Source organism: Cytobacillus spongiae (genome assembly GCF_021390075.1).
Map to the genome: position 1 here is coordinate 242,326 of NZ_CP089997.1, position 12,079 is coordinate 254,404.

The following is a 12,079-nucleotide window of genomic DNA, read 5'->3' on the forward strand; positions in this document are numbered from 1 at the left end:
AATTGTTCCAACTCCTCTAATTATAATAAAAAACGGGTAAAACCTCACCCGTTTTTTATGGCTCTTGCACATAAGGTACTTCTTTTAGGTGTACCGTATGTTCTTTCATATAATAATAGAATTGATTATAGTGTATCCAAGCGAGTGGAAACTCACCAGTTAGTTCGTTGTTTTTGTCTGTGATGATGACTGATTTTCGGTTATATTCTACTTTTTTAATGGTTACAAGCGGAATACGGTGCTCCTTTTTGTTTTTGACAATTAGAAGCTCTTGTCCAATAATCGCCATTTTATTTGTTTGGTTTAGTCGTCTTTCGATGAATGTACCGGCAATCGCAATGAGAGTAGCGGCTATGGCTACATAGAAATGTTCAAGCTCAAGTCCATCTATAAATGCTCGAATCCATTGTGAAATGGTGAGTGCATAAAAGAACCAAATCCCTTTGCTCATTCGACGATGGCTTTCATAATGAACAAGGTTGTTAAATTCCTTCTTTCCTTCTTCACGATCCTCAAAGAATTTCTGCTTGTGCTCCTCGATAGGGGCAGAATGAAATTCTACAAAATCTGTATACGTACCATCCCACATTTCAGCCGTATCATCTCCGTCCTCTAAGGCAAAGCCCCCAACCCAACCTACATAGCTAACTGAGGTTACTACAAAGCTCATTAAATAGTAGCGTATAGGCTGTCCATAGGCATTCTGGGTTTCGATGCAATCAATGACTTCTATTGAAGTAGGATACTTTGGTGGTTCATTATCTTCTGTTGGGAAATTTACCACTTCATGAAATAGCCTAGTTTTTGCCAGTAGCCTTTGCTTGCCACCTTTGACAGGATACAAGTGTTCTTTATTTTTTCCTTTTAGCTCCCAATAAAGCATTTCTGCGCTTTCGATATCGTTAGCAGCTTCTTCTAGTAAAGCATTATCGACCGATCTGTTTTTTTCAATGAGAACAAGAATGGCTTCCGTACGTACCATAGGGTCTTTATAGGACAAGGCTTCATATAGCTCGCGTTCAGCATCAGCTGTAAAATAAAATTCCATCAAGTTTAATAACATACGCATGCGTGAGCGAACTTGGAAGTAGCTTTCCGTCCATGCTTGATAAACGAATTCTCTTTTGTAATCTTCATTATAAGGGAGGTATGCCTGTTTTATTTTTTCATAGTCTGCAAACAACAGAGGAAGGATATACTCCCTTTGATAGCTTGTTTCAAGACCAGAGGCATTTAATGCAAGTAGTAGGTCATAAAACATATAACGGTAATGCTCAGTTTGAAATAATTCTAGATTTTTATCAAGTATTCCTTTGACGAGCATCGGATAGCTTGCCAACTCTGGAACAGGGAGGATTAAGTTCTCTTTTTTAATTTGTGCATTGATCTGATCCTCTAACTCATAGAAAATCCCCTCATCCTCAGTTGATAGTAAAAATTCAATCGCTCGTGCTTTTGCTTGAGGATGAAGAAATGGAAAGTGCTTAAGAATGGCTTGGACGACTTCCTTCATAGGAAAATCACATACAAAGTCAATTAAATAGAAGGAAGGCATGTCCCATGAATCAACTGGTTCAGGAAAAGGCTCTGCTGCTAGCTTGACCATATCGATTAATACCTCTATTTGCACCTCTACCTTTTCATCTTGTTTATAATCAAATAATCGTTCCAGGCCCTCAAAACGTTTACTTGGATCAGGGCTCTTTACTAGTGTCATAATCTTCTTCAGTTTCATTTCTATCATGGGTTATTCCCCTTCTCATCGTATTCTCATCGATTTATGATAGTTGATGTGAAGAAACGTCGTCAACGCCAAATAATGGGTATGGATATACGAAAGAAAGACTGTCATTTCGACAGTCTTTCAGGAATCATTCACTAAGCTTCTATCTTAATTAATCCACATGTCTATTTTTTACTTTTACAAAGCGATAAGCTAAATAAGCGATATAGATAGGCGTAAAGATATAGATTAAATACGGGAACCTTTCATAGGATCCCTTGTATATGATGAATAGTAAGCCCCCTAAAAATATGGTGACTATGGTGCCGTATTTCGGTAAAGGGATTTCTTTAAAGCTAGGGATTCTAATTTTACTAACCATAAGAAAACATAAGGCGGTAAAGCCCACGGTCATAATGATACTTGGAATATAATCTTCAAACATCGTGAGGAGGGCTAATATCCCACCTGCAGCTGTAATCGGAACGCCGATAAAATAATTTAAGGAAGACTTGCTTGAACTAATATTGAACCTCGCCAGGCGAAAGGCACCAAAAAGTGGGAATAGTCCAGCTACGGCAAAGCCTAACAGGCCAAATTGATAGAAATAAGTATAATACATAAGAAAAGACGGAGCAACACCGAATGTCACAATGTCTGCTAGTGAATCCAGTTCCTTTCCTAATGTACTATCTGCTTTAAGCATGCGCGCAAGTCTTCCGTCCATACTATCTAGCATCATGCCAATTAGAATGAGAATAGCCGCATTTTTAAATTGCCCGCTAGCAGCGAACCCTATTGAAAGGAAACCACAATACAGGTTTCCTAATGTGAACATATTTGGAATACTTTTTTTCAGTCGCATCAGTTTTCATCAGACTCCTCAACTATTTGTTTATCATGAAATCTATGTAGTAAGCTTTTGACTTTTCGATTTGCTTAGGAGTGTTAAGCTCCTTAGCTGTGGAATTCCGATTCCGATTAGGATGGCGACAATTCCCAGGACTTGCAAAGCTGAAATACGTTCATTTAGGATGACGACTGCTGCAACCACTGCTGCAGGAAGTTCAGCTGAGCCGATGATGGTCGTTAATCCTCCATCTAGCTTGGGAGCACCAAGAGCGTAGAAAACAATTGGGAATATCACACCGAATAGCGAGGTTAATAGGGCATATTTCCAAAGTCCATCAAACAGTATTCCACTTGTAATAAATGTAGGACTAAATGTTAGCAAAATAATGATTAATCCACCTAAGGTGATGAAAAGACTTCTTTGAATCGTAGAAACCTCAGTAGCCACTTTTCCACTTGCAAAAATGAAGACAGCAAAGCAAAGAGCAGAGATCAGCCCATAAATGAGTCCATCTGCTTGAATAGAGTGTATCCCTTCGGTCGTTAAATTGCTAGCTAAAACCGTACCAATTAATAAAAAGGCGATGGAAAGTAGCTTATCCCTTGTGGGTTTCTTTTTCATATATAATGACTCAATGAGGATGCAAATCCAAGTAAATTGAAACAATAAGACGACTGCAATGGATGCTGGGTTTTTCGCCAAGCTAAGTCCATAGAAAATACCTGTCAAGCTTAACGCTGTTCCCGTCAGCATTAACGAACCTACTTGTTTCAATGTAATCTTTGTTCTCTTAAAAAAGGGACTAACAATGAGTAATAGTAGAAGGCCAAATAAATACTGACTTCCAGTTATTTCATGAACAGAGTAACCAGCCTTATACCCAAGCTTAACAATGGATGCTAGAATTCCATAGCTACAAGCTCCTATTAGAATGTAGAGAGAGTTTTTTAGAGTTGCCATGATGTGGTGCTCCTTTTTTTCTAGAAATCATCATATCTTCTTATTGTAATACAGGAACTATATGTAATAAAGAGGCTGCCCAAATAATGGATGGGTCTGGGGCTCCTTTTTTTGTAAGACAAATGAAAAAAGAACAGAGGACCCTCTGTTCTTTTTTGTTATTCACCTAAGTAAGCTGTTAACATCCATACATGAGTTTCAATCTTCTCAATCAAACCAACTGCGAGATCATTTGTGATAACATCTTCTTTTTCGTCAGCGAGTTTGGCTAATTCCTTTAATTCATCTTTAACTTGTTTGTAATCTTTCACTAATGCAGCCACCATGTCATTTGCTTTCGATTCGCCGTTGGTTTCGACTAGTGAAGCTGTTTCTAAGTATTCTTTTAAAGTAGCGACAGGCTGTCCCCCGATTGCTAATAGTCTTTCGGCCATTTCATCAATGATTAGCCCTGCTTCGTTATAGAGTTCTTCAAATTTCGCATGAAGTGTAAAGAAAGAAGGCCCCTTCACATACCAATGGTAGCGGTGTAATTTTGTATATAGGATATTCCAGTTTGCGATTTGTAAGTTTAATGAAGATTGTAGTTCCATTTACTATTCCCCCTTAACTATGTTAATTACATTTTAACAAACCCATAATTTAAAATCAATCTTAAATTATAATAATTATAAATAAAATATAACCAAGCTGAAAATAGTAAAAAAATTCTCTTGAAAAATGCTAGAGAGTTGAGGTGTATGGGGATTCAAATAGATGAGAGTTGAGTAGGTGATTTCTGCTCCAGGCGCTTGCTTTCCGGGGGGCGTTCGCCAAGCTTCCTCGTCGCAAGCTCCTGCGGGATCTTGGCTGCAACGCAAATCCCCCAGGAGTCAAGCGCCTTCCGCTCCAATCACGTGAGTAGCTTTCTAAACTTGAACATAAATAAACTCCAAAAACCCACGTGAATCAAAATTAAATAGCTGTATCAGTTACTGGTATACATCAATTTTCTATGACTAAGTGGTTAATTGTGAACATTCGTAAGTGGTTAACTTTGTTAGACTGAATAGTAATCACCAATATGTAGTTTTTTAGACAATCAGCCTCTCTAACTAAATGCTAGAGAGGCTGATATGCGTTAATTCTTTTTCTTGCGAATCAGTACGTATATGACATAGACAACAGTGATGATCACTCCACCTACTAAGGTAATCATCCCAAAATTATCTTCAATGAATGGTTTTGCTTTCGCTCCTAGTGTTATGATAATAAAGGCTTCAATAAAGAAACGAGCACCACGGCCGATAATGGACCAGATGACGAGTGTGCGAAGTGGGATCCTTGATATTCCGGCAAATATTGTAAACACCTTATATGGAATGGGAGTAAACCCGGCAATTAGAATGGCAATGGGACCATATCGATTAAAATAATTCTCGACTTTGACAATGCGCTCTTCAGAAATAATATAACGAAGCACGGGTCTTCCGAGTTTTTTTCCAATGTACCAACCAAGGATCGCCCCTAAAACAGATGCAATGGTTGTAAGAAGAGCATAGTAAAGGGCCTTATCTGGATTGGCAATTCCCATAGGGATTAAAAGGACATCTGGCGGGATAGGGAAAAAGGAAGAATCAGCAAAGGAAACAAACAGTAACCCATAGATTCCATATTCCATTAACCATTCTTCGATGAGGTGAATCCATTCTGACATAGTGATAGCTCCTTTATATTAAACTGTTGATTTTTATATGACTTGTTCAAATTGAAGTATACCATTTACATCTGATTTCGCAATCATTGCCCCCAACTTGTAAAACAAATATAAAATAAGTGAGGAGAATCCAGTGGATATCATTCTTTATGTTCTATTAGGAACGATCATTAGCGTGCTATCAGGTTTTTTTGGTGTAGGAGGCGGGTTTATTTTAACGCCCATTCTTTTACTAACGGGCTTTTCCCCTGTTGAGGCGATTACCACTAGCTTATTGTTTACCATTGGTACCTCTTCGTCAGGGATCGTCGCTCATATTCGAATGAAAAATATCGCTTGGAAGGAAGGGGCCACTTTAGGGTTAAGCGGTATTCTGGCCACCCAAGTGGCTCGTCCATTTGTTCTATTTCTTGAGGAGAAGGCTCTAGACGTTTATGTTATTCCAGCTTTTTATATAATTCTACTCTCCTACTTTGCATGGAAAATGGTTCGGCAAGGAAAGGGTGCTGCTGAATTCAAATCAGATTATGTTTTCTCCTCTTGGAAGCTTGTCGTTATTGGATTGATTGGCGGTTTTGTCTCCACAACACTTGGAGTAGGAGGTGGATTTATCATTGTCCCTCTTTCCATTGCCTTTTTGGGAATGAATTCGCGAAAGGCTGTGGGTACAAGCCTGCTTGCGGTTCTCTTAATTGTAAGTAGCGGCTTTATTTCCTATGCATTGACTACAACCATCAACTACCAGGTCGGCTTACTATTAATCATCGGCGGATTGATTGGCTCTCAATTTGGAGCAAAGTTAACTACTTTCTACAAAGATGCAGAGATTGCCTTTTTACTGGGAATTCTATATATTGCAACTCTGACAAGCGTCGTGCTTAAGGTTCTCCATTTGAATACAGTTGGGCTCCTTATTCTTGCTTTCTTTATTGTCTTCTTTTTGGGACGATCTTTGCTCCGGATGAAAGATTTTCATGACGTTAAATCAGCGAAAGACCGCATATAGGTCTTTCGCTGATTTGTGTTTTAACGGATTCTCTGTTATTACGACCGAGATGTTTTTCGTATGACTTTCCCTTTTTTATAAGGCTGATAGCTTTGAGAAGAAAACATATAGGTTTTGTGATGGTAATGAATTCCAAATACTAATCCCATCGCTAGCATGTTCCCCATTAATGAACTTCCCCCATAGCTAATAAAAGGCAATGGGATCCCAGTGATTGGTAGTACCTGAATGGTCATGCCAACATTTTGAAATACATGAAATGTAATCATGCTTATTATTCCTACACATATATACGTATTAAACGGCTCATTCGTATCTAAAGCGGTTTTGATCAGATGAAAGATTAAGAGAAAGTACAAGCTAATCACGATACTTCCCCCAATAAATCCGTATTCTTCCCCTATTACACTAAATATAAAATCAGTATGACTTTCTGGAATATAAACCTTTCGTTCCCCAAAGCCTTTACCCGTGAGGAGACCCGATCCAATTGCTCGAAGGGATTTATATAAATGATAGCCAGAGCCGCTTTGATGATTGTTGGGGTCTAGCCAGCTATAGATCCGATTAAACTGATAGGTTTTAAAGTGTAATTTTTCTAGTACAGCTGGAGCCCAAATAACCAGATAGAGAGCAAATCCACCGAGGGCTGCGAGCGAACCATATAGTGGAATAATGATTTTCCACGCAATTCCAGATACAAGAATCATCCCTGTTAAAATGGATAGGATTACAAGTGCTGTACCTAAATCGGGCTGTAACAGAATCAGTCCTAGTGGCAAAGCTGCTGTGAAACTAAGCTTTATAAGTAAATAAAAATCAGTTTTCCATGTCTTTAAGATAAATTGTTCATGATGGGTGGCGATAAGATTGCTTAAAGCCAGAATGAGAAATGTTTTTACAAACTCGGAAGGCTGAATGTTGCCTAAACCAGGTAGGACAAACCAGCTTTTTGCCCCATTTCGTTCGGGTGCAATGGATTCAGGGGCAACTACTACTGCGATAAGGAGTAAAATTCCAAGACCATACAGAATCCAGGAAAGCCTGCGATACTGTTCACTATCAAAGAACATCACAACAGCAATAATCACGCAACCGACAACGTACCAAAATATTTGTCTTAAAAAATAATTATTATCATATTGTCCAGTTGTTTGTGCGCTATAGATGGCCACACAGCTTACAAGAGAAAATAATAGTAAAAGGAGAGCTAGGCTCCAGTCAAACCGCTCTGAAGGTCTTTTGGATTGTTCCATTTGTCCAACACCTAGTTTCGTTCTTAATCTTACTTTCATCGTAACAAAGGAAAAAATTTCATACAATTAAATTCTTTCTTCCTTCTTAAAATATTCTGATTGTTAACCGTTTATTCTGTCTGTATAATTAGACGAACGCGCACGATTGATGGTTTCAACAGTCGCTATATTTTACTAAAATGTTGCTTTTGAACCCTTTAATGAGATGAAGCTGCAGGAACGAACTTATCGCTTATTTTTCTTTAGAAATATCATAATGAGTGAGAATTGTTTTTTTCTAAAGTTCTCATCCCTCAAATAAGATATTTCGAGGAGATTTTGGTAAAATTAAAAAATATGTAGATGAAGGACGGAGCAGCTTGTTGAATTTAGCTGTTTTTTCTAATTGAATGATAGGGCAGAACCCCTTGTGCAGAAGGGATATCTACGTTTTTGGGGGAGGGTCTTGATTGAAGAGAAACCATAATCATATTCGTGAACTTTTGTATCTTCATTTAAATGAAAATGATCAATATGTGATGTCATATGGAATTGAATTTGCGGAATTTGCAGTATCTGTGCCTGAAAAGCTTAACAACCTCTTGCTTTTAAAGCATCGCTTTGATGAAGGGGATTTTAATTTACATACCCTCCATGAATTTGTTCCAGCGGATAAAGTGAGTAAATTAATTGAGGAAGATGTTTACGGGTATGGAGACTTTTGCTGGATTGATTTTGAAGAGGTGGAGGGGTTAAATCAGCTACCAGGTCAAGAGCTAGCCGAGCTCCTTTATCTAAGTCATTTAAAGGAGCATTTGCGCTTGCCGTTTTACAACCATTTAAATAATAAATATGCCTACTTAGCTCACGATGATGGGTGGTTTAATAAAACCTACTACAGAGATATGAATGCGTTCTATTATATGGTCGGAAACGTCATCTCAAGTAAAATGGGAGAAATGAAGCTAGAGAAATCACTACTTGGATTTAAGAAAAGGAAGTCGTTTCCAGCCGTCCCTGATGAGGTAATTGTCTCGCTTAAGGATATGATGAAGGAAGGTATTGTCATTTCACTTCGGCATGCAGAGCAGAATCGGTCACGAATCGTCATTCCCATTTGGCTAGTCGGTGATTATGCGAATATGGATGATATGTATGATGCATTTGAAAAAGAAGCCAGCAATAAATGTAATGCAAAGCTCGTTTTCGATAAAAAAGTAAAACAATGGAGAGTCTATACACATCTGTAAAGAGCTTGGCTGCTGTGCCAGGCTTTTTTGCAATTTTTGAGAGAAGTTGATGGTGCAGATTATAGGGGGAATAGAGCGAAAGTGGAAACAATGGAGAAATGATGGTGATAGTGTTGCATTGATCTCTTAGCGGGACTCATTTTTTAACGAAACAATACAATCAATCATTTCCAAGGTAAAGGAGGATTACTAATGAAGGCTAGTATTACATTCCCAGAAATCCTGCAGGAAGCAACGTTTGTTGAAAGGCCGAATCGCTTTATTATTCGGGTGAGAATAGAAGGAGAATCGGACTTAGCAGATGTCCATTTGGCTGACCCTGGGAGGTTAAAGGAGTTGCTCATTCCAGGAAATAAAGTGTGGGTACTTGGCAACAATCACCCGCATCGAAAAACGAAATGGACAGCAGTTTTATGTGAAAACCCAGTCAAAGAAGGCTATATATCTATTAATACAACCTTCCCTAATCAACTCATTGAAATAGCATTAAAGGAAGGGTTGCTTGAGGAGTTTTCTGCTTGGAGGTATATAAGGTCAGAATATACATATGGTCAATCACGCTGGGATTTCTTACTTGAGAATCAAGCAGGGGAGCAGCTTTTATTAGAGGTTAAGAGCGTCACGCTGGCTGAAAATGGGGTAGGGATGTTTCCGGATGCGGTAACTGCTAGGGGGGCGAAGCATGTGAAGGAGCTCGCTCAAATTGTAGAGGAAGGCAAATACCAAACAGCTATCTTATTCGTTGCGCAACGAGATGATGTGGAGCAAGTGACAACAGCTCCTCATATTGATCCTATTTTTTCTCATGCATTAGCTGAGGCAAGTCAGTCAGGGGTAAAGCTCTATGGGAGGGCCTGTCATATTACCCTTGAGGAAATATTCATAGGGCAGCAACTATCAGTAGAAGCACCTATCGTTTCAGATGAACAGAGAAATTTGTAGAATTTTAGAAAAAAGCATTGCAAATTCTGCAAGGCTATAGTGTAATTTTAAGTGATTGGAAAAATAAATAAAAATTGATGAGGTGTCTTTTAAGGGAAGGTAGATGAAACCTCCCCTTTTAAAAAAAGACTTAAAAGGGAAGTTGGTGTAACTCCAACGCGGTCCCGCCACTGTAAATGGGAGCAAGCTACTGATACCACTGTACGGCAAGAAGTACGGGAAGGTGTAGCGTCTGCTATGACCATGAGCCAGGAGACCTGCCTACATCGGATACACTAGTAACCTACGAGGATGGGAAGGTGTGTGACGGTCATATCTATCGGTTTTTTGTATCGATGACGAGTCATACAAGCATCTTCTATTTATGGGAGATGTTTTTTTATTTCCTCAACTCACGTTTTATGAAATAGACAAGGGGGATTAGACATGAAAAAGTGGTATTCAATCGTATTAACTCTTCTATTGGCCGTAGGGATTATGACTGGCTGCGGTACAGAGAAGGAAGATGTAAAGGAAGAGGTACAAACAGAAGCTAATCAAGAAGAAGCTGCCTTTCCTGTTACATTAACAGACGCATTAGATGAAGAAATCGTTATTGAAAAGAAACCAGAGAAAATTGTCTCGCTTATTCCTAGTAATACGGAGATTATTTACGAGCTAGGACTTGGAGAAGAAGTAGTCGGTGTAACTGATTTTGACAATTATCCAGAGGATGCAATGACAAAGGAAAAAATCGGTGGAATGGAGTTTAATGTAGAGAAAATCATCTCTTTAGAGCCAGACCTAGTGTTAGCGCATGCATCAGGTGCACATAATTCAAAAGAAGGATTACAACAATTAAAGGATTCAGGAATACCTGTTTTTGTAGTAGAAGATGCTACAAGCTTCGAAACAACATATGAAACGATTATTACCATTGGCCAAGCGACTGGAGAAAAAGCAAAAGCAGAACAAATGGTTGCGGATATGAAAGCGAAAGTGGAAGAAATTAAAACGAAAGTTGCAGAAGTTTCAGAGGAGAAAAACGTTTTTGTGGAGGTCTCAGGTGCTCCTGAAATCTTTACAGCTGGTAAAAATACATTCATTGATGAAATGCTTTCTATTATTCATGCGAAAAACGTAGCAGGTAATCTAGATGGATGGCCAATGTTGGAACAAGAAACGATTATCTCGTTAAATCCTGAGGTAATTATTACAACTTATGGGTATTATACAGAGAATGCAGTACAACAAGTGCTTGCAAGAGAAGGCTGGCAAGGTGTAAGTGCGATTCAGAATCAACTGGTATTCGATGTTCATTCCGATCTGGTGACTCGCCCAGGTCCTAGACTCGTAGAAGGAGTAGAGGAGCTTGCAAAAACAATCTACCCAGAAGTCTTTAATCAGTAATAAGTTAATTGCATATGTAGTAGCTTGTGGATTCTTCACCACTAGCTTGCTACTTGGAATCTCAATAGGTACTGTTTCAGTACCTATTTTTGACATTATTAAGCTGATCTTGTCAGCGGTTTTTCCAATTGACACTTCTTCTATAGAGGGAATGTATGAAAACATTGTTTTAAATATTCGCTTACCCCGAGTGCTGTTAGCGGGTCTCGTGGGAGCATCTCTTGCGATGGCAGGAGCAGCCTTTCAAGGCTTATTAAGAAATCCATTAGCCGACCCGTATACGCTTGGTGTTTCTTCGGGTGCTTCAGTCGGAGCCGTGTTAACGCTCTTTTTCCAAATAAGCCTTCCTGTTATGGGCTTATATACCTTGCCGATCTTTAGTATTGCCTTTTCGTTTGTGACTGTTTTTGTGGTTCTCTTATTTGCACGAACCATTGAACGCTCGATGAGAGTGGAAACCATAATATTAACGGGCATTATTTTTAGTTCCTTTTTAGGAGCATTGATTTCGTTGATGATCGCTTTAACAGGGGACGAATTAAGACAGATTATTGGCTGGCTTTTGGGAAGTGTGTCTATGAGAGGCTGGGCCTATATTGAGATAATCATTCCGTTCTTTATCATTGGGACGCTTATCTTATTGTTCAATACAAACGAACTCAATGCGATGTCCTTTGGAGAAGAGCGGGCACAGCACTTAGGCGTAAACGTGCAGCGCCGCAAAATGGTTATTCTAATTGCAGGTTCCATTTTAACGGGGGCCGCTGTTGCAGTTTCTGGAACGATTGGATTTGTTGGATTAGTTATTCCTCATTTTGTCAGGCTTTTGTGGGGGCCTGATCATCGCCATTTACTCGTTTTATCCGCAATTATTGGCGCAGGCTTTTTGATTTTGACCGATTTGATATCGAGGACGATTATTTCACCGACTGAGCTACCAATTGGGGTTATAACGGCTATCATTGGAGCACCAGTATTTGCCATGATCTTAATTCGAAGAAAACGAACAGAAAGAAGTGGGTAGC

11 protein-coding genes and 1 riboswitch are annotated in these 12,079 nt (G+C 39.0%); of the genes, 5 read left to right on the forward strand and 6 right to left on the reverse strand.

All coding sequences use genetic code 11. The features are described 5' to 3' along the window. Positions 1–55: 55 nt before the first annotated feature. The 5 genes from LS684_RS01325 to LS684_RS01345 form a co-directional block, all read right to left on the reverse strand. Positions 56–1,744: a hypothetical protein gene (locus LS684_RS01325; protein ID WP_233809223.1), complete on the reverse strand. Its 1,689-nt coding sequence runs from the start codon at positions 1,742–1,744 to the stop codon at positions 56–58. 151 nt (positions 1,745–1,895) lie between these two features. Then, positions 1,896–2,588: a CDP-diacylglycerol--serine O-phosphatidyltransferase gene (gene pssA / locus LS684_RS01330; RefSeq protein ID WP_233809225.1), complete on the reverse strand. Its 693-nt coding sequence runs from the start codon at positions 2,586–2,588 to the stop codon at positions 1,896–1,898. Positions 2,589–2,630: 42 nt separating this feature from the next. After that, positions 2,631–3,536, reverse strand: coding sequence for an EamA family transporter (locus LS684_RS01335; RefSeq protein ID WP_233809227.1), 906 nt, complete (start codon positions 3,534–3,536; stop codon positions 2,631–2,633). 158 nt (positions 3,537–3,694) lie between these two features. Next, positions 3,695–4,129, reverse strand: coding sequence for a Dps family protein (locus LS684_RS01340; protein WP_233809229.1), 435 nt, complete (start codon positions 4,127–4,129; stop codon positions 3,695–3,697). A gap of 527 nt (positions 4,130–4,656) precedes the next feature. After that, positions 4,657–5,232 carry a YqaA family protein gene (locus LS684_RS01345; RefSeq protein WP_233809231.1) on the reverse strand — a complete coding sequence of 192 codons (576 nt, stop codon included), beginning with the start codon at positions 5,230–5,232 and terminating at the stop codon, positions 4,657–4,659. 133 nt (positions 5,233–5,365) lie between these two features. On the opposite strand from LS684_RS01345, the gene LS684_RS01350 reads away from it, so the two are divergent. After that, entirely contained in the window at positions 5,366–6,238 is an 873-nt protein-coding gene (locus LS684_RS01350) for a sulfite exporter TauE/SafE family protein (RefSeq protein ID WP_233809233.1), read from the forward strand. Between the two features lie 38 nt (positions 6,239–6,276). On the opposite strand, the gene rodA is transcribed toward LS684_RS01350, so the two are convergent. Beyond that, positions 6,277–7,494 carry a rod shape-determining protein RodA gene (rodA, locus tag LS684_RS01355; protein WP_233811511.1) on the reverse strand — a complete coding sequence of 406 codons (1,218 nt, stop codon included), beginning with the start codon at positions 7,492–7,494 and terminating at the stop codon, positions 6,277–6,279. A gap of 449 nt (positions 7,495–7,943) precedes the next feature. On the opposite strand from rodA, the gene LS684_RS01360 reads away from it, so the two are divergent. The 4 genes from LS684_RS01360 to LS684_RS01375 all read left to right on the forward strand — a co-directional run bounded on the left by LS684_RS01360 (position 7,944) and on the right by LS684_RS01375 (position 12,078). After that, positions 7,944–8,723, forward strand: a complete 780-nt coding sequence (locus tag LS684_RS01360) for a hypothetical protein (RefSeq protein WP_233809235.1) — start codon at positions 7,944–7,946, stop codon at positions 8,721–8,723. A gap of 192 nt (positions 8,724–8,915) precedes the next feature. Beyond that, the gene (gene sfsA, locus LS684_RS01365; RefSeq protein ID WP_233809237.1) at positions 8,916–9,665 is read left to right on the forward strand and encodes a DNA/RNA nuclease SfsA; all 750 of its coding nucleotides are present in this window, start codon (positions 8,916–8,918) and stop codon (positions 9,663–9,665) included. Between the two features lie 63 nt (positions 9,666–9,728). Further along, positions 9,729–9,945: riboswitch (cobalamin riboswitch) on the forward strand. Positions 9,946–10,091: 146 nt separating this feature from the next. Beyond that, the gene (locus LS684_RS01370; protein ID WP_233809239.1) at positions 10,092–11,054 is read left to right on the forward strand and encodes an ABC transporter substrate-binding protein; all 963 of its coding nucleotides are present in this window, start codon (positions 10,092–10,094) and stop codon (positions 11,052–11,054) included. Then, positions 11,017–12,078 carry a FecCD family ABC transporter permease gene (locus tag LS684_RS01375; protein ID WP_233809241.1) on the forward strand — a complete coding sequence of 354 codons (1,062 nt, stop codon included), beginning with the start codon at positions 11,017–11,019 and terminating at the stop codon, positions 12,076–12,078. Before LS684_RS01370 ends, LS684_RS01375 begins: the two co-directional genes overlap by 38 nt. Position 12,079 lies beyond the last annotated feature (1 nt).